The 18,377-nt window shown below is 42.6% G+C and carries 18 protein-coding genes; 2 read left to right on the forward strand and 16 right to left on the reverse strand.

Going from position 1 to position 18,377, the window contains the following annotated elements; genetic code table 11:
• Positions 1 to 4: 4 nt before the first annotated feature.
• The 13 genes from CTER_RS00260 to CTER_RS00320 all read right to left on the reverse strand — a co-directional run bounded on the left by CTER_RS00260 (position 5) and on the right by CTER_RS00320 (position 12,688).
• Complete coding sequence (locus CTER_RS00260; protein WP_004622766.1) at positions 5 to 1,303, reverse strand: glutamate-5-semialdehyde dehydrogenase; 1,299 nt, start codon at positions 1,301 to 1,303, stop codon at positions 5 to 7.
• Positions 1,304 to 1,468: 165 nt separating this feature from the next.
• Positions 1,469 to 3,022: a glycerol kinase GlpK gene (gene glpK, locus CTER_RS00265; RefSeq protein WP_004622810.1), complete on the reverse strand. Its 1,554-nt coding sequence runs from the start codon at positions 3,020 to 3,022 to the stop codon at positions 1,469 to 1,471.
• 53 nt (positions 3,023 to 3,075) lie between these two features.
• Positions 3,076 to 3,390: an AzlD domain-containing protein gene (locus CTER_RS00270; RefSeq protein WP_004622780.1), complete on the reverse strand. Its 315-nt coding sequence runs from the start codon at positions 3,388 to 3,390 to the stop codon at positions 3,076 to 3,078.
• A gap of 71 nt (positions 3,391 to 3,461) precedes the next feature.
• Positions 3,462 to 4,208 (reverse strand): AzlC family ABC transporter permease, encoded by a 747-nt coding sequence (locus CTER_RS00275; protein WP_004622744.1) that lies wholly within the window; start codon positions 4,206 to 4,208, stop codon positions 3,462 to 3,464.
• A gap of 130 nt (positions 4,209 to 4,338) precedes the next feature.
• Entirely contained in the window at positions 4,339 to 5,166 is an 828-nt protein-coding gene (locus tag CTER_RS00280; protein WP_004622768.1) for an energy-coupling factor transporter transmembrane component T family protein, read from the reverse strand.
• Entirely contained in the window at positions 5,144 to 6,871 is a 1,728-nt protein-coding gene (locus CTER_RS00285; RefSeq protein ID WP_004622748.1) for an ABC transporter ATP-binding protein, read from the reverse strand. Before CTER_RS00285 ends, CTER_RS00280 begins: the two co-directional genes overlap by 23 nt.
• 171 nt (positions 6,872 to 7,042) lie before the next feature.
• Positions 7,043 to 7,615: an ECF-type riboflavin transporter substrate-binding protein gene (locus CTER_RS00290; protein WP_027628820.1), complete on the reverse strand. Its 573-nt coding sequence runs from the start codon at positions 7,613 to 7,615 to the stop codon at positions 7,043 to 7,045.
• Positions 7,616 to 8,082: 467 nt separating this feature from the next.
• Entirely contained in the window at positions 8,083 to 8,853 is a 771-nt protein-coding gene (locus CTER_RS00295) for a TIGR00266 family protein (protein WP_004622801.1), read from the reverse strand.
• Positions 8,854 to 8,977: 124 nt separating this feature from the next.
• On the reverse strand, positions 8,978 to 10,003 hold the full coding sequence (gene pdxA / locus CTER_RS00300) for a 4-hydroxythreonine-4-phosphate dehydrogenase PdxA (protein ID WP_004622767.1): 1,026 nt from the start codon (positions 10,001 to 10,003) through the stop codon (positions 8,978 to 8,980).
• Between the two features lie 26 nt (positions 10,004 to 10,029).
• Entirely contained in the window at positions 10,030 to 10,485 is a 456-nt protein-coding gene (locus CTER_RS00305; RefSeq protein WP_004622749.1) for a VOC family protein, read from the reverse strand.
• A 233-nt stretch (positions 10,486 to 10,718) separates the two neighbouring features.
• Positions 10,719 to 11,456 (reverse strand): hypothetical protein, encoded by a 738-nt coding sequence (locus CTER_RS00310; protein ID WP_004622778.1) that lies wholly within the window; start codon positions 11,454 to 11,456, stop codon positions 10,719 to 10,721.
• Between the two features lie 15 nt (positions 11,457 to 11,471).
• Positions 11,472 to 12,323 (reverse strand): ABC transporter ATP-binding protein, encoded by an 852-nt coding sequence (locus CTER_RS00315; protein ID WP_004622737.1) that lies wholly within the window; start codon positions 12,321 to 12,323, stop codon positions 11,472 to 11,474.
• Positions 12,320 to 12,688 carry a GntR family transcriptional regulator gene (locus CTER_RS00320; RefSeq protein ID WP_004622762.1) on the reverse strand — a complete coding sequence of 123 codons (369 nt, stop codon included), beginning with the start codon at positions 12,686 to 12,688 and terminating at the stop codon, positions 12,320 to 12,322. Before CTER_RS00320 ends, CTER_RS00315 begins: the two co-directional genes overlap by 4 nt.
• A gap of 236 nt (positions 12,689 to 12,924) precedes the next feature.
• Between CTER_RS00320 and CTER_RS00325 the strand changes: the two genes are divergently transcribed.
• A complete protein-coding gene (locus CTER_RS00325) occupies positions 12,925 to 13,917 on the forward strand; it encodes a zinc dependent phospholipase C family protein (protein ID WP_004622758.1) in 993 nt (330 codons plus the stop codon).
• A gap of 191 nt (positions 13,918 to 14,108) precedes the next feature.
• On the opposite strand, the gene pfkA is transcribed toward CTER_RS00325, so the two are convergent.
• Entirely contained in the window at positions 14,109 to 15,092 is a 984-nt protein-coding gene (gene pfkA, locus CTER_RS00330) for a 6-phosphofructokinase (protein ID WP_004622770.1), read from the reverse strand.
• Positions 15,093 to 15,324: 232 nt separating this feature from the next.
• Positions 15,325 to 16,245 (reverse strand): phosphatidylserine decarboxylase, encoded by a 921-nt coding sequence (locus tag CTER_RS00335; RefSeq protein ID WP_004622781.1) that lies wholly within the window; start codon positions 16,243 to 16,245, stop codon positions 15,325 to 15,327.
• Between the two features lie 271 nt (positions 16,246 to 16,516).
• Between CTER_RS00335 and CTER_RS00340 the strand changes: the two genes are divergently transcribed.
• Positions 16,517 to 17,230 (forward strand): L,D-transpeptidase family protein, encoded by a 714-nt coding sequence (locus CTER_RS00340; protein ID WP_004622784.1) that lies wholly within the window; start codon positions 16,517 to 16,519, stop codon positions 17,228 to 17,230.
• A 250-nt stretch (positions 17,231 to 17,480) separates the two neighbouring features.
• Here CTER_RS00340 and CTER_RS00345 read toward each other — a convergent pair whose 3' ends face one another.
• Positions 17,481 to 18,284 carry an SIMPL domain-containing protein gene (locus CTER_RS00345; RefSeq protein WP_004622803.1) on the reverse strand — a complete coding sequence of 268 codons (804 nt, stop codon included), beginning with the start codon at positions 18,282 to 18,284 and terminating at the stop codon, positions 17,481 to 17,483.
• Positions 18,285 to 18,377: the final 93 nt, after the last annotated feature.

Consider the following 18,377-nt stretch of genomic DNA (forward strand, 5'->3'; position numbering starts at 1 on the left):
TTTTTTATACATCCTGAATTTTCTTATTCAACTTAACATGTTTAAAGCTTTTTCTGTCATTGGCATAATCATCTACGGTCTGACCGTTTCCAACAAGCATATACTTATAGCTCAACAGTCCGTCAAGTCCCACTGGACCTCTGGCATGAAGCTTGCTGGTGCTGATCCCCACTTCGGCGCCAAAGCCGTATTTAAAGCCGTCGCTGAATCTGGTTGAGGCATTCCAGAATACATTTCCCGAATCCACCAGGTTCATAAACTTCAGCGCGGTCTGCCTGTTTGAGGTAACAATACTGTCGGTATGCCCGGAACCATAAGTATTAATGTGTTCGATAGCCTTATCCGCATCGGGAACAAGTTTTATTGAAATGGTGTAATCCAGATATTCTGTTGCCCAGTCGGAATCACTGGCTGCCTTTACCGGTATAATTTTACGTGTGCCCTCGTCACCGTAGATTTCAACGTTCTTTTTATCCAATTCGGCCTTTAACACCGGCAGAAATTTTGCTGCTGCCGCCTCATGTACAAGTAAGGTCTCAGCTGCATTACATACCGCCACATACTGGGTTTTGGAATCAACTGTTATTTTTACCGCCATATCCAGGTCGGCGTCCTTATCCACATATACATGGCAGATTCCGTCGGCATGCCCCATCACGGGTATCCTGGAATTGTCCATGATGTAGCGGACAAATTCATTTGAACCCCTTGGAATTACCAGGTCGATATATTCATCCATTTTAAGCATTTCATTTACATCGTCACGGCTCTCAAGAAGAGTGATCCAGCCTTTGGGAAGACCTGCCGCAATGGTTGCCCCGTCAATTATTTCGGTCAGGGCTCTGTTGGTTTCCACAGCCTCTCTCCCGCCCTTGAGAAGTACGCTGTTGCCGCTCTTGAGACAAAGGGTCGATATCTGTACCAGCGCATCCGGCCTGGATTCAAATATAATACCTATCACACCTATGGGACAGGTTACCTTGTACAGTTCGAGTCCCTCATCCAGCATTGTGGAAAGCAGGGTGTTCCCCACCGGCTCCTCCAGCTTCATAAGGCTTCTGATGCCTTCCACCACATCGTTTATTTTCTTTTCATCAAACTTCAGTCTTTTTAAAAGCGGTGCCGCCAGCTTTTCCTCCTCACTTCTCTTCAAGTCAACAGCATTGGCAGCAATAAGTCTGTCTTTATGTTCAAGCAGCGCATCAGCCAATGCCGACAGTGCTTTATTTTTGGCAGTACCGTCAAGTTCGGCCATTCTTATGGAAGCTTCACTTGCCTTAATACAGACCTGCTTTATATCCATACTAACCTCCATCCCGCTGCTAAGCAGCGACACAAATAGAAATAAAAAGCCGCTTGCGCTTTTGTATTACTATAACACATTAAAATGATATAGTACACTTCCTTTATTATAAAATACACAATATTTCCGCCAAATCAAAAGCTCTGTGCACACCCCTTCACCGGCCTATAAATCCCACTTCATAGAGCGCTCTACCGCATTCTTCCATTTTAAATATAACGCATCAAAATGCTCTTTATTATTTGCAGGTCTGAATATTGTATCCAGGTTCCAGCTGTCGGCTATTTCCTCTCTGGATTTCCATATGCCAACCCCAAGTCCGGCAAGATAAGCCGCCCCCAGCGCGGTTGTTTCCCTTATTACCGGTCTGAGTACGGGAATATTCAGTATATCGGACTGAAACTGCATCAAAAATTCACTTACACTTGCTCCTCCGTCAACCTTCAGCATATTAAGTTCCATGCTTGAATCCTTCCTCATGGCTTCAAGGACATCTCTGCTCTGGTAGGCTATAGCCTCCAGTGTTGCTCTGGCTATGTGCATTTTATTGGTCCCTCTTGTCAGGCCTATAATTGTACCCCTTGCATACATATCCCAATAAGGAGCGCCCAGGCCTGTAAATGCCGGAACTACATACACTCCGCCGGTATCCTCCACCTGTTCGGCCATCATATCGCTCTGCTGCGCACTATCAATAATGCCCAATTCATCCCTGAGCCATTGAATTGCCGCACCTGCATTAAAAACGCTGCCTTCCAATGCGTACTCAACTTCGTTGTCTATTCCCCATGCTATGGTGGTCAGCAGATTATTTTTGGATTCCACCGGAGTTTTACCGGTGTTCATGAGTATAAAACAGCCGGTGCCATATGTATTTTTTGCATCACCGGGTTTGAAACAGGCCTGGCCGAACAGGGCCGCGTGCTGATCTCCCGCCATTCCCGAAACAGGTATCCCGGCGTCCAATATATTTTTGACAACCCTTTCCTTGTAATCCAGACTGTCATCAGTCTTTGATCCATCTGTCCTGTATTTTGTATATGCGCATATGCCGGAGGAGGGAACCACCTTTGGCAGCATGCATTCCGGAATATCAAGCACCCTGAGCATATCTTCATCCCATTGGAGCTCCTTTATATTATAGAGCATGGTCCTTGAAGCATTTGAATAATCGGTTACATGGGTCTGGCCGCCCGACAGGTTCCATACCAGCCAGGAATCAATGGTCCCTGCCAGAAGTTCACCCTTTTCGGCCTTTTCCCTGGCACCTTCAACGTTATCAAGTATCCATTTGATTTTAGTTCCTGAAAAATAAGCATCTATTACAAGGCCGGTTTTTCGCTTGATATCGGCCACCAACCCGCTTATTTTCAAATTGTCGCAGATATCGGAGCTTCTCCTGCACTGCCATACGATGGCATTATAAACAGGTTTGCCGGTGGATTTTTCCCATACCACCACTGTTTCCCTCTGATTTGTTATGCCGATACAGGCAATCTGCTCCGGGCTGACAGCAGCCTCTTCAATAGCCCCTGTCATTGCCTCCAGCTGGTCATCGTATATGACAGAGGGATCATGCTCGACCCAGCCCGGCTGAGGGTATATCTGTTTCAAGGAAACGCTCTTCATACCGGCTATCTGACCTGTCAGGCTGTCGAACAGGACCGCCCTGGAACTGGTAGTTCCCTGGTCCAACGACAAAATATATCTCTTCTGCATAATGTCCTCCCATATAGATAAATTATAAATATATCACTAATAACATAATAATATTATACCATTCTTACCAGTATCAGCTCACATACGTATACCGCTATGATGGCACAGACAGCCACCTGCAAAAGTCCTCTTTCAAAGTACGCCATGACCGAAGCAATTACAAGGCCTGCTGCGGCAGATGCCAGATGCCCCGTAGAGGTCAGTATGTCGGGAAATATCATTGCCCCCAGAACGGCATACGGCACATAGCTCAGAAAAGCCGTAAGAAAACGCGACCTTATTTTATTCTTGAAAATAACCAGGGGCAGCACTCTGGGCAGGTAGGTGACCAGCGCCATCAGCAGTACTGCTGCCAACACCTTATCCATATAATCCTATCTCCTAATCCATATTATGGCTTTAAGCCGCACAGCAGCCACAAAATTTTGATAAAAACCTCTCATTCCCGGTCTGTTTCGACATCCTGGGGCGGAAACATTTTAGCTCCCAAAGTACAGGCTATTGCCGTGGCAATTATTATTCTCCAGCCCCCAGAAATAAACGAGAAGACAGGAATCCATTTGATAACAGTACTTATTATTATGGCACAGCCTGCTACCACCAGCGCAGCTCTGGATTTTTTTGCAGCCGGAATTACCAGAGCAATAAACATTGCGTATAGTGCTATGCCCATCGAGTCCTGCAAAGTTTGGGGCAGCAGGGTACAAACCATTGCGCCCACTGCTGTACCGGCCGACCAGCCAATATACGGGAGCAGCTCCAGCCCTGCCATGAAGGAAAAACTTATATCCCGCTTTTGCATTGCTGCCACAGTGAAGGTTTCATCGGTAACAACAAAAGCCATTATCAGCCTTTTAATGCTGGAAACCCCTGCAACAAGCCTCTGGGAAAGTGAAAGGGACATCAGCATATACCGGATGTTTATTACAAAAGTTGTAACGGCAATTTCGGTAAGCCCTGCACCTGCTATTATCAGATTTGTTCCTGCAAACTGCCCCGCTGATGTGATATTTGTCATGGATATTAAAATTACTATCCAGACAGGAATACCACCTCTGACGGCCATCAGGCCAAAAGTAAAGGATACAGGGAAATATCCCAGAGCAATGGGAATACTGAGCCTGGATCCTTCCAAAAAATCTTTAAGGACATTGCGCTTTTTGTCCTGCACATTAACGGTAGTCATTTATGTAAAACCTCAAAATATTCAAAATAACGTTTGAAAATAATATTTGTATTATAGCACAAAGCCGCAGTTAAATCATATAGCAGCAGTGCATATACGTATACTTCCAAAAAACTTAACCGCCTGGCGGCTATACAAATGGATTATAGAACCGGCTCCCGCCCGCAAAGGTTATGATAACTGCAATTACAGCCAGTATAACAAGGGCCGATATAACCGCAAAATCCAGCCTTTTCATTTTCTTTGCAGCATACCAGGTTCTTTTGTTTTTCTTTCCGAAGCCCCGCAATTCCATTGCATTGCTGATGGTATCGATCCTGTCCATACTTGAAAAGAACAAAGGTATCAGCACCGCAGCCACATTTTTTATTCTTTTCAAAAGGCTTACCTTCCTTGACATGTCTATCCCCCTGGCTTGCTGGGCCTGGGATACAATGACATAATCCCGCTGCATGTCAGGTATGTACCGCAGGGTTATGGCTACAGCATAACTTATTTTATAGCTTAGACCGATCTTATTTAAGGATGAAGCAAATTCACTGGGGTTGGTAGTCAGTATGAAAAGCAGTGCAATCGGTATTATTGTGAAATACTTCAGTGCCACATTCATCTCATAAAAAAGCTGCTGGACGGTAAGATTGTAATTCCCGAATAAATGTACAATCTGAGTCCTGCTCTGATATATTTTTACACCCTCTTCAGGCGAAAAAATAAAGATGGCTATCAGGTTGATACAAAGGAATACCAGTATCAGCTTCAGGACAAAGGCTATATCTTCAAAGTCTACTTTTGAGACTCTGAAGATGACCAGGCTCACAACAAACATAAATAATAACAGCCTGGTGTCATATGTGATCATACTGGCCAACGACCAGATCAGAAAATAAAGAAGTTTGGTGGTTCCGCTCAGTGAGTGGATGACACTTCCCTTATCGCTATAACTTAACATCCGTGCCATTTGACCGTATCCTCCTGTCATAATCAATGAAATGCTGCACAAAGGCACGTGAGTCCTTTATCCCCGTTCTCATGGCCAATTCATACAGGGAAGTCCTCTTCAGGCTTGCCTTATTTATAATTTCATCATTTGTGAGAATCGAGGCAGGCCGGGCATCTGCAATTACCCTTCCACCCGCCAATACAACCGAACGTTCGGTATACTCCAGCAAAAGATGCATGTCGTGGGTTATCATCAATATTGTTGTACCCCTCTCACGGTTCAATTTCAGCAAAAATTCCATAAATTCGGTATAATGCCTGAAATCCTGGCCTGCAGTGGGTTCATCCAGTATTATAACCTCCGGATTCAACACGAGGATTGAGGCTATTGTCACCCTCTTCTTTTGTCCGTAACTCAGTGCTGAAATTGGCCAGTTCCTGAACTCATACAATCCGCAGATCTTTAAGACGTCAAAAACACGGCCGTCAATTTCCTCCTTGCTTTTGCCTCTGGTGACAAGTCCCAGGGCCACTTCATCAAAGAGCATGGGCTTTGAAAGCATATGGTTTGGATTTTGCATTACAAGCCCGATCTTCTGTGCTCTCTCTGCAATACTGTCTGTATCCAGACTCTTTCCGTTGAGTGATATGGTGCCGGCAGAAGTTTTTTCGAACCCGCATATTATTTTTGAAAGAGTGGATTTTCCCGCTCCGTTCTGCCCCACAAGCCCCACCATTTCACCTTTATAAATATCAAAATTAATATCCGTTAATACCTGCCTGTTTTTCTCATAGCCGAAGCTTATATTTTTCAATTCCAGAATCTTTGAACTCTGAGGTTCATTAAGCTCCGGAATATTATTCTCATGCCATTTGACAAGCTTGTCTTTTAAATCCTCCAATACTATGGAATTAATATGCTCAGGATGAATTGAAGCCGAAATATCGCAGCCGGCATACTTCAAGGAAGTGATATATAAGGGTTCCCGGATTCCCGTTTTCTTTAGAATATCTGAGGAGAGCAGTTCGGAAGGAACCGTATCTGCAACAATCCGCCCTTCGGTCATAACTATGACCCTGTCCACACTGCAGTGAAGCACATCCTCAAGCCTGTGTTCCACTATCAGTATGGTAGCTTTTGAATCTCTGTGTATCCTGTCAATCAGCTCCATTGCATATTTTCCCGTTGCGGGGTCAAGGTTTGCCAGCGGCTCATCAAAAAGTAATATATCGACATTATCCACAAGCACGCCTCCAAGAGACACCCTTTGCTTCTGTCCTCCTGACAGGGCCTGGGGAGAGTGGCCCATATATTGGGTCAATTCCACTATTCCGGCAGTTTCTGCCACCCGCCCCAGCATTTCGGACTGTTCCATACAATCATTTTCCAGTGAGAAAGCAATATCCTCTGCTACGGTAAGGCCCACAAACTGTCCATCGGTGTCCTGAAGAACCGTTCCTACCAGTTTGGACAGCCCGAATATGCCAAGCTCGGCCGGGTTCTGATCCTTGATCCTCAAATCCCCCTCTGTTACGCCTGCATAAGAAAAAGGCACCAGCCCATTTATGCAATTTGCCAGTGTCGATTTGCCCGAGCCGGAAGGTCCCACAATCAGAACCTTTTCACCCTCATATATTGTTAGATTTATATCTGACAGAGAAGGTAACTTTTGAACACGATATTTGAAAGAAAAATTTTTAAATTCAATTACAGCTTTTCTCATAGTTTCCTCTGTGTAAAAAAGTGGCTGTATCAAACAACCACTTTTTAATGTTTCATAATTATTATTTCAGTAAACTGGTATGTATCTACTATGTATTCGCCATATTACTATGCATTTGCCATGATTTTTCCACATATCTTTCCGGACTTGCTCCTGCAGGGAGGGAATGCCTCAGGCTTCCTTCTCCAGACTTGAGTTCTTTACACGTATTTTGGAATACGCAAACGCAAGGATGGTTCCGACAATAAGTGTTACGGCCCCGTTAACCGCAAATGCAGTCACACCCTGTGCAAAAACCTTGTCGGATGGTTCCGCATATATCAGTATGTCAAGTACGGGTGCTACCAGTATCCACGCAACAGCATTGGCTAAAAATTGGTTGATATTAAATATAAGAGCCTGCTTGCTTCCAAAACCGCCTTCATAAATTTTCAGCTTTTTAAAGGTTAAACCAACCAGCAGTCCGTATACGGCATCGGCTATTACCCAGCTCCACCACACTCCGCCATAAAACAGCGCATCACCAAGTGTATGTGAAATCAGCCCTGTGAACAATCCTGCCACAGGCCCGAAAATAGCACCTATTATGGCGATAACTGCCGCATTGAACTGAAGTCTTGTGTTGGGAATAAAACCGACAGGAATACTGACCTGGTATATGGCAACAACCAAAGCCGCTCCTATACCTATTGCAACAATTGTTTTAATTGCCAGACCTCTTCTTCCGGTGTTTAAATTGCTCATATTAACCTCCATGAGCCGCTTAGCGGCCACAAAATTGTAATGAAATCTCTTCACTCCCTCATCCGCTATAAGGCGAATAAAGGAGGTTAATTGGCCATGTGCGCTTTCAAAGTATTGGTAAATACTTTGAATATTTCGCACGGCCATAAATTCACAGGTTAGTTTTGGAAGACAATCGCAAGTGAAGTCTTTCAAGCTAACCTCCTACAACTAATAAAAAATAATAGTCCGGATTATATTCTGTTCAAGTTATTTACTTGAGAAAATACTACCGGACCAACCATATTAAAAATATCATATCTAAATGTCTATTTCAACATTATTTACCAATATTATTACATATATTTAACATAAAATATGGAACTAAAGGATATATACAAGCCAAACCGACAGCAATCACCATTTTGCTGCCTGATATTGCAGGTTATTATAGGCTATTATTACAGGTTGTTGCAGGATATTGCAGGCTAATATTTGTTGTCTCCGCCGAACAGTCCTCCAAGTATGCCTCCGCCTATACCTCCGATACCCGACTGCTGCTCTCTGTTTCGTGTACCTGCCGAGGTCAATCTGTCGGCAAGCCTTGAGAGAGGCAGGCTCTGCAGATAAACCATACCCGGGCCGGTCATCTTAGCCAGGAATAAACCTTCCCCGCCAAACAATGCGTTCTTGAAACCGCCCACAAACTCGATATCATAATCGACGCTTGGTGAGAATGCCACCAGACATCCGGTATCTACCTTAAGGGTTTCGCCCGGAAGCAGGTTCTTCTGAATTATGGTTCCGCCCGAATGTACAAAAGCCATGCCGTTTCCCACAAGTCTCTGGAGAATAAAACCCTCACCGCCGAAGAAACCGGCACCAAGCTTTTTGGTAAAGGCTATTTCTATGTCAACTCCATTGGCGGCACATAAAAAGGCATCCTTCTGACAAAGAAAGTTTCCTCCAACACTTGCAAGATCTATGGGTATTATTTTTCCGGGATAGGGTGCGGAAAAAGCCATATGCTTTTTTGACGGGCTGCTGTTATAAAAAGTGGTTATAAAGAAGCTTTCACCTGTGAGCATTCTCTTAAACCCTTTAAATGCACCTCCGTCTGTTGATGTCTGCATTATAATTCCGTCTTCCATATACATCATGGCACCGGCTTCGGCCCTGACACCTTCCGACGGGTCAAGCTCCACCTCTACCATCTGCATATCGTCTCCCAGGATTTTGTAATCAATAACATCGGCCATAATTAACCTCCTAAAATAAAATATTTCATTACAAACGCTGAACTTTTTCAATTTAAATAATGGTAAGCGCTGATATAATTATATTATACGAGATTAATTAAAAACAGTCTGCCTTGTCAAAATATTACATTTTATTAATTCTGCTTCCAATCCATTGCGAATAAGGCCGGGCATATTTCGACGCAAGCAGGATTGCCTCCACCATGCTCACTTCACTTGCCGTTCCCTTTCCCGCTATATCATAGGCAGTTCCATGGTCGACCGAGGTTCTCAGGAACGGCAGGCCTAATGTAATTGCTATGGTCCTTTCAAAATCCAGAGTCTTTGTGGCTATATGCCCCTGATCGTGATAGAGCGAAAGCACTGAATTGTATTTTCCCATAAGGGCCTGGTGGAACACCGAGTCGGCACCTACCGGTCCCACCACCCTGTACCCGCGGCTTTTTGCTTTTTCTACGGCAGGGACAATCTGCTCCATATCCTCGTTTCCAAAGAGCCCGTTATCACCGCTGTGCGGATTCAAGCCTGCCACGGCCATAGTCCCCTCTGTTATCCCCAGGCTTTCAAGTGCTCCGGTACACCTGTCTATATAGTCCAGCAGCCTTTGCTCGGTAACCATTTCACAGGCCCTTTTGAGCGGGACATGCCGAGATAGGAAGAACACCCTCATTCCTCTAACTTCAAACATGGTCAGAGGGTCTTCGGTATTTGTAAGTCCGGCCAGTATTTCCGTATGCCCTATAAAATCCACATTTCCGGCTTTTAAGGCAGGCTTGTTGATAGGTGTCGTCGCAATAGCTGCCAGTTCACCATTTAGAGCCAGTTCCACCGATTTTTTAATATATTCATAGGATGCCAGCCCATTCTGTGCCTGAACAATACCATAGCTGAATTTTTCATGAGCTATATTGTTCAGGTCTATCACATTTATGGCTCGGCTTGAGAATTGACCTTCATCACTTTTTTTAATAACCCTGACTTCCGAATCCAGTTTACATATTTCAACCGACTTTCTTATTGCTTCTGCATCCCCGATAACAACCGGCCTGCATACATCATAAATGTCTTCATGCACCAGTGCCTTAACTGTTATTTCAGGTCCTACCCCTGCCGGATCTCCCATGGGAATGCCGATAAAAGGCTTTGTCATATATTACCTCCGATAATGTGAATTTTTTATCTTTTCCAATTTTGCAACTCAATGAAATTACCTTCCGGGTCTCTGACATAGACGGCGGTAAGCAAACCCAGTTTAGGGTATTCTTTTTTGACAATTTCCCCGATAGGCCTCCCTCCATGTGAAATCACAGCCTCCAGCACCTTTTCCACATCATCCACATGAAAGGCCAGATGCCCCAGGCCCCGCAGATTTATTGCCTGCCCATCGCTCCTGTCGTTTTCCGGAGAGTACTCGAAAATCTCAAGAGTGGGTCCGTCTTCATAGCCCGGCAGGCTCAAATGTATTCCTCTGACTCTAACGCCAGGAATTCCAGTCAATTTATCTATCCATTCTCCCGCCAGGTCCCTTTCAGGGTATGTGGGTCTGCAGCCCAAAACTTCAATATAAAATTGTGCCAGACTTCTCCAATCCCTGGCTATCAAATTTGTGTGAACATATTTAATATTTTTCATGCCAACACCTCACAATGTAAATATGTATTTATTGTATATCATTTTGCAAATACATAAAACTTTGTTTGATAAAAAAGCCGAGGCCTTTTCACCAAAAAAGTATCTGCAGGATTACAAAAGTGCATTGACCAGTTAAAATAATTTTTTGCAAAAACAGGCCTGCCTGAATCACTTTCGATACAGGCAGGCCATCTATATGCACTCTCTTTACTCTCTTTACTGTCTTTAAATATCTACTCCTTTACTGTAGCCGTTTTTACCAGCATGAAGCATAATACGGCCACAACGGCTGCTTCAACAGTAAGTGACAACACCGGAATATAGGGATTTACCCCGTATTTCAACCCTCCAAAAATCAGGAAAACATTTCCGATATATTTAAAAATCCGCCCCTCTGTAACAGTAGCATCTATAATTGGAAGTACTATTGTAAACCATACCGGGACACCTATGGATACCGCTATCTTGGTCAGCTTTGACATTCTATAATAAAGACTTGTAATCAAATATCCCCCGATATAGGCAGAGAGGTATATGGTTATATCCCACAGGAAAGTCACTAAAATTACCACAGCCCCGGAGGTTACTGCTGCCCAGCTCCCATAAATCTGAAGAAAGGTCGATCTGTAATCAAAGAACATGGAAAAGATGTTGGAATAAGCAGTATCTATTGCAGCCATCGCTCCGCACACCGTCAGCGCTGCCAGCAAAAACCCTTTAAACTGCAGCTTCCTTGGAATACTGTTTATTGATAAAAACAGGAAGTTTTGTTTAAAAGAATTCAGCCCTGCAATGAATAAAAAAATCATTGCAGCCATTTCCCCGCCTCCGGAATAACTCTCACCTTCACCTGCCGAAACATTGACTATAATACCGATCATGGAAACACCAACAGCCATGATGATATAAAATATCATTACACTTGTTTTTATATCTGAAAGATAATATTTGACAACTGATTTCAATCTCATATTCAATTTCTCCTATCACTGATTAGTCATCTGGATAAACAGCTTTTGCAGATCCAGCTTTGAAATTTCAAGTCCCGACGGAATTTTTTCCTTTTCGGCTTTTTCGAGAATATATGCGGTTTTAAGTCCTCCAAGGGTGTTAACTCCCAGCACTTTCTTTCCCTGCATAAAGCCGTCTACCGCAGAGGCAGCTCCGGATACCGCATATCCCTGGGAAAGGACTTTTTCAACTGAATCCTGGAGTATCAATTTACCGCTTTTTATGACTATGACATCCTCTATTATATCAGCGGCCTCCTCTATCAAATGGGTTGATATAACTATCGTCCTTGGTCTTTCGCCATAGGCCTGAAGAAGTTCCTTATAAAACAATTCCCTGTGATTTGCATCCAGGCCCAGTACCGGCTCATCCAGAAGAATTACCGGAGCATTGCAGGCCAAAGAAACAATAATTTTAAAGATTGATTTATAACCTGTTGAAAGTTCTTTAATCTTTTTGCCTGTTTTTAACAGGAATTTATCACATAAGGCTGAGGCATAATCAGTATCAAAACCGGGATAAAACTCTTTTGTCCACTTAAAGGCCTTTTTCACGGTCATGCCTTCCGGATAAAAGTTGGCCTCTGTCATGAAATACACCTTTGACAGGGCATCATCATTTTCAGAAACCTTCTCTCCTTCCAGCAGTATCTCTCCATACGTCGGAAATATCCTGTTTGTAATAAGATTGAGCAGGGTTGTTTTTCCGGCCCCGTTTCTGCCCAGAAGTCCGTATATCTTATTGGCTTCAAGATTCAGTGAAACATTGTCAAGTGCAGTTGTATTTCCAAATACTTTTGTAATATTCTTTATTTCGATATGGCTCATTTCTCAAACCCTCTTTCCAACATTTTCAGTATGTCCTCTTTTGTAATAGAAAGCTTTCTGGCCTCTAAAATCATAGACGTAACATAGTCTTCAAAAAAAGTCTCTTTTCTCTTGTCAAGAATTTTCTCCTTTGCACCTGTTGATACAAACATACCTACACCCCTTTTCTTATAAACTATCCCATCGTCCACCAACCTGTTTATACCCTTCAGTGCAGTAGCCGGATTGATTTTGTAGCTTACTGAAATTTCCGTTGTTGAGGGGATCTGTGTTTCCTCCTGATATGCGCCCGACAGCACAGCATCTTCTATTTCTTCAGCCAATTGCAGATATATGGGTTTTTCCGAATCAAAATTCAAATTCAATATATCACCACCTGTTAATCGGTTAAACGGTTAATTACTTATGTAACTAACTATAAAACCAATTAAATTAAATGTCAATATTTTTTTTATAATTAAATAAAAATTAATTCATTAAAACATACTTTAGGGCACAAAATACGTATATACTATCAGTGAAAATGACTTCCAATAATAGGCATTCGGCGGGGGTCCAATTAAATAATAATTATGTCTTCAATACCCGGAGAGGAGATAACATGCCCAATCTTGTAACTCATTATTTATGCGGCTTAGAGGCAATAAAAGCTCTGGAGAACCAGGAGTGCAAAAAACTGGTTCATAAACACCAAAACGTATTCAATCTTGGGACTCAAGGTCCCGATATACTTTTTTATTACGAGATCTGGCCCTGGTCCTCCAAAAGTATTGAGACCAATATCGGACAGACAATGCACATTTCAAAAGTAAATAAAGTGTTTGGCGCCTTTATCGACTATATTGCCGGACAGAGCGGGTATGCCAGGGATGTGCTGACGGTATACCTGCTAGGCTTCATATGCCACAACTGCATGGACAGTATAGGCCACCCATACATTTTTTACAGGTCGGGTTTTAACATACCCGAATATATAAATGAAAACCTGTTCCTATGTTATCATCGGAGGTTTGAGACTTCCATCGATGTCCTCCTCTGCAAAAAACATCTGAATAAAAGAGTACATGAAATAAATTGTGACAGGCTTATCCAGGTAAATGAGACCGAACTGAACCTGATAGGTGAAATGTATGTCAGTGCGGTCAAAAAGGTATTCGATTCGGATATACAAAAAAAGAAAGTGAGAAGGGCTGTCAGGGAAATGCAGCTGGTAGAGAAGCTTTTAAAGGATCCTCACGGTATAAAGAAAAAGCTGATAGGCTTTTTTGATAAACTGATTTACAGGTTTCCCTTATACTCCAGCCTCATTTTCCCGTTGGAGGTGAAAGACGGGCTTGATTACCTGAACCTTTCCCATAGAGAATGGTGCATGCCTTTCGACAATACCATAAAAAGTACAAAATCCTTCATAGACCTGTTTTCAGATGCTGTCAGAAGGACTCAACGGCTAAGTAATGATTTGTACAACGCAATTTTCAACAATAACTCGAATATATACCATGTACTTGAGCTTCTGGGCAACAATTCGTATACAACAGGAGTCGACTGCGATATGCAGGCAGCATTCAAATACAGCGATATTATTTTTGACTAGCTCTTAAAAACATTAAAGGGCAACCTTCCATTGGCAAAACAGGACCTCCACAGGCGACGGCACCTGACGTGTAAATGGTGAGCTTTACGCAATTCGCCGGCAAAAGTAAACACTGCAAAAGCTAAACGGGGGATTCCGCTTGCGGCTCCCCCGTTTTAATACATTAACATAAAACTTTTAACAACTATAAATTATATTGATAAAATGTTGCTCATTCTCAATAGATCCTGATCTATATCCTTTTTCATTGAAAGTGCTTCATCAATATCAATGTCAATTATTTTGGAATCCTTTACGGATATGATTCTGTTGAATACACCGTCTTTGAGCAGTTCAACGGCTTTAACTCCCATGGCACTTGCCATAACTCTGTCCTGTATGGTAGGGCTTCCGCCTCTTTGAATATATCCCAGCACTGTTCCTCTTGTTTCTATGCCGGTCAGATCTTCTATCTTCTTGGCAAGTTCCAGCGCTCCTCCGATTTTTTCCGAAATACCTTCCGCAAGAATTATAATATAGTTTTTCTTACCGCTGTTTCTTCCCTGTATTATCTTTCTGATAATATCCTTATCAAAATCAAATTCCTTTTCAGGCAGCAATATTACTTCGGCTCCGCCTGCAATACCTACATTGAGGGCAATGTGTCCCGCTTTTCTGCCCATTACTTCAAGGACGCTGCATCGCTCGTGTGAATACGCCGTATCCCTGATTTTATCCAGTGCATCCTGAACTGTATTCATTGCCGTATCATAACCGATGGTATAATCAGAACTTGCAATATCATTATCAATGGTGCCGGGTAACCCCATAACCTTCATTCCGAATTTGCTGAAATCCCTTGCACCCCTGTAGGAACCGTCTCCGCCGATAACAACAAGCGCATCCATGCCAAAAGCTCTTGATATGGACATGGCTTTCTGCATGCCCTCTTCGGTTGAAAATGCCTTACATCTGGCTGTCTGGAGAATCGTTCCTCCACGGTGAATTATATCTGAAACGTTTCTGGCAGTCATTTCTGAAATGTCGCCTGCTATCAATCCATTATAGCCTTTCCTTACTCCCAGCATTTTAAAACCGTAATAAATTCCGGTTCTGACCACTGCACGAATTGCTGCATTCATTCCGGGCGCATCTCCACCGCTTGTGAGTACACCGATTGTTTTTACGTCACTCATACGAACCCTCCCTGAGACCTTAATAAAACTATTAGTAATAAGAAATTTTTAAATTTATCTGTTTATGGTCTTCACCATTGAAGCAACATTAAACCAATAACAATATAAAATGTATTAGAAAAACAACAATAAAAACCCAATTTAATTTATTATAAACTAATACAGGATTATTAACAATATAAAATACGACGTTTTTATGCGGTCAATTCCCCCCAGGCCCTTACCTGCAAGGTCAGCCATTCTTTTCATCTGTAACTGACTTTTCTTTTTGCGCCCTTCCTATTGCATCACCTGCCATAACTCTGGTCTCAAAACCGGCAGCTGTTTGTTCCAGGATTTCCTTATCTATTAATACCTTTCCCCTTTTAAAGAATAGAAGCACGGTTGAGCCTCCAAATTTGAAATACCCTTTTTCGTCGCCTCTTTCCAGCCTGCTGCCAGGGGTATAGGTTTGGATTATGGACCCCACCGACGTGGCTCCGACCTCTATATAAAGCACCTCACCAAAGTTGTCGGTGCTATAAATACTGTACTCCCGTTTATTCCTGCAGAACACTTCGGGAATTGTACCCAGTGCCACGGGATTTACGGAATAATACTCTCCCCTCACCCTGGTAGGCTCTCCGCACACTCCGCCGTCAAAGAAATGAAATCTGTGATAGTCCACAGGACATAGTCTCAGTATAATATAGGTTCCACCGTCAAATTCCCCGGCAAGTTCGGGATTTTGCAGCAACCCGGCAAGTTTGTAGCTCATACCCTTTATCTGAAGGACTTTATCGGAATCAATGTCTTCCCAGGCCTGAAGGCGGCCGTCACCCGGCGACAGCAGGTATTCTTCGGGTTTATCGAAAGGCCTTGCAGCCTTTTTCAGTCTTCTCGCAAAGAAGTTGTTAAAGTTTTTAAAGTCCTCCAGCTTGTTTTGGCATTCCTCCATATCAATGGAGAAGTTCTTTACAAAGCCTGGGATGCTCCTTCTGCTGAGACCCGTATCACAGAAAAACCCTGTCAGTGCCGAGTATATTTTCCGCTTGACCAGCAGTTCCAGACCCAGCTTGCCGGTCCTTGTGGTATACAGTGCATTGAGCAGACTTCCTCCGGCTACTTTTTCAACTTCATATTCCCCGGTTTTACGGTTATATATCTTAATCATGTTCCATCTCATTTCGATTACGTTTACTTATACTCTCTTTTAGCTTGCAAATCTAAAAAGAATCATCTTCAGCTAATTAAAATCATACAAAACAATGATAGTATTGTCAATTTTGAACAAAGCCTGCATATATATCTAATAATCTGTAACATCTAAAATTCCTGCATTGCCGCGGCTGAATTTTCCCGGAACTGCATTGTCCCGAAAAATGTTCCCCGCCGGACAATAGACGTTTTAGATGTTGCAGGCTGCTAAGAGGTGGATTGAAAGTATGATATTGCTGATTAAAAAAAATAACCTTCTCACATTACTGGAGGCACTGTTGATTATTGCAATTTTAATGGTGTATATCTTTAGTTTTTTAATAGTCAGCAATAACGCAGCAGAAAAAACCCTCAACGGAGATCATGAATATTCAATACTCATTCAGATTGACGAAAAAAAGCTTTACCTCTATGAGGACGGCGTATGTATAAAACAATATCCAATAGCCTCCGGCAGACCCGATTTACCGTCCCCAATCGGAGATTGGGAAATAACGGACAAGGGAAAATGGGGGAAAAGTTTCGGCGGCCGCTGGCTGGGTCTGAACGTAAGGTGGGGCAGCTACGGAATCCATGGAACAACAAATCAGAACTCCATAGGAAGAGCTGCCAGCCACGGCTGCATTCGCATGTACAACAAGGATATCGGGGAATTGTATGATATAGTCTCATTAGGCACTCCCGTGATAATAAGAAACGGACCCTTTGGGCCTTTTGGTACGGGTTTCAGGAATTTAAGGCCCGGCGACAGAGGTGCCGATGTTCTGGCCGTACAGGAGAAGCTAAAAACCCTTGGTTACTTTGAAGATGCCGTAACAGGTATTTATGAAAACAATTTAAAAAATGCACTGTACGAATTCCAGAAAGACCATGGCCTGAAGTTAAAATTTACAATCACCCTTGCCGACTATAACGCAATGGGGTTCAGGGAATTTGAATAAGAATAATGAGCAGCTACATACCCGGATTATTGAGCATAATGTAGAATATTTTTATAATGGGTATTGATAATAACAGCAGAAGCTGACAGCTCATTTCTTTGAATTTACTCAATTTAGAATTCCTCCTGTTATGCAGCGAAAGAAAGTACCTGTTGAAGGAGTTTCTTCCGCTGCTGGTTTATAGGAATAATTCTAAAATTAAGACCTTAAAAAATCCCTGGCATAAATCTTATCAATTTCTTAATTTAAATCAAATTAAATCAAAAATAACAGAAACGCCTGCACTTACTTTGATCTGTCCCGGTGAAAAATCTTCATAATTTGAGTTCTGAGTGCCGGCTATCTGTGCATTTGAAGTTGAATTGGACAAAACATTGGTGGCCCGGCCGGCTCCCGCAGAACTCCAGGGACCGTAGTAAGAATATGTATTCTCCTGAATCTCCTGGATGTTACTTGCCTTGCCCACTGTCTGACCGAGTTCTTTTGCCAGAGCCTCTGCTTTTTCCCTGGCGGCTTTTATGGCAAGGGCCCTGGCTTCATCCTTATATTTTCTCAGCTGTGTGGTTTTGAACTGTACATTCTGAATATAATCGGCACCTGCCTCCAGAAGTCTTGTCAAGAGTTCATCAAATCTTTTCAGATCCTTCAAGGTGATGATCAAGCCTCTATGAACCGTATAACCTTTGAAAACATTTTCTCCGCTATTTGTATATGTATATTTGGGATTAACATTAATATAATCTGTAACTACGTATTTTGGGTCTATATTCATATCCTTTGCTATGTCTTTAATTTTTTTTATTTTCGAATCGTTCTCCGATTTTGCCTTTGAAATATCCATGTTGGTTGTCTCTACCGCCAGGGAAAACACGGCTTCATCCGGCATAACCATAATATCCGCAGTACCTGTCACTGAAATTATCCTTTCCGCTTCCCGTACTTCCGAGACGGCAGAATTCCCTTCTGCAAAGCTTGCTGTAGATAAAACGCACATTACCACAAATACTATTCCAATCATTAAAACCGGCCAGGACTTTCCTTTAATAAAATTCATAATAACTTACCTCCCTTTACAATCTCAGACTATAGTAGTAGTTTATATAAATAGACTACTACTATAGTCCAAAAGTGTCAATAGCAAATTATT

The organism is Ruminiclostridium cellobioparum subsp. termitidis CT1112, assembly GCF_000350485.1.
Classification (GTDB): Bacteria; Bacillota; Clostridia; order Acetivibrionales; family DSM-1351; genus Ruminiclostridium; species Ruminiclostridium termitidis.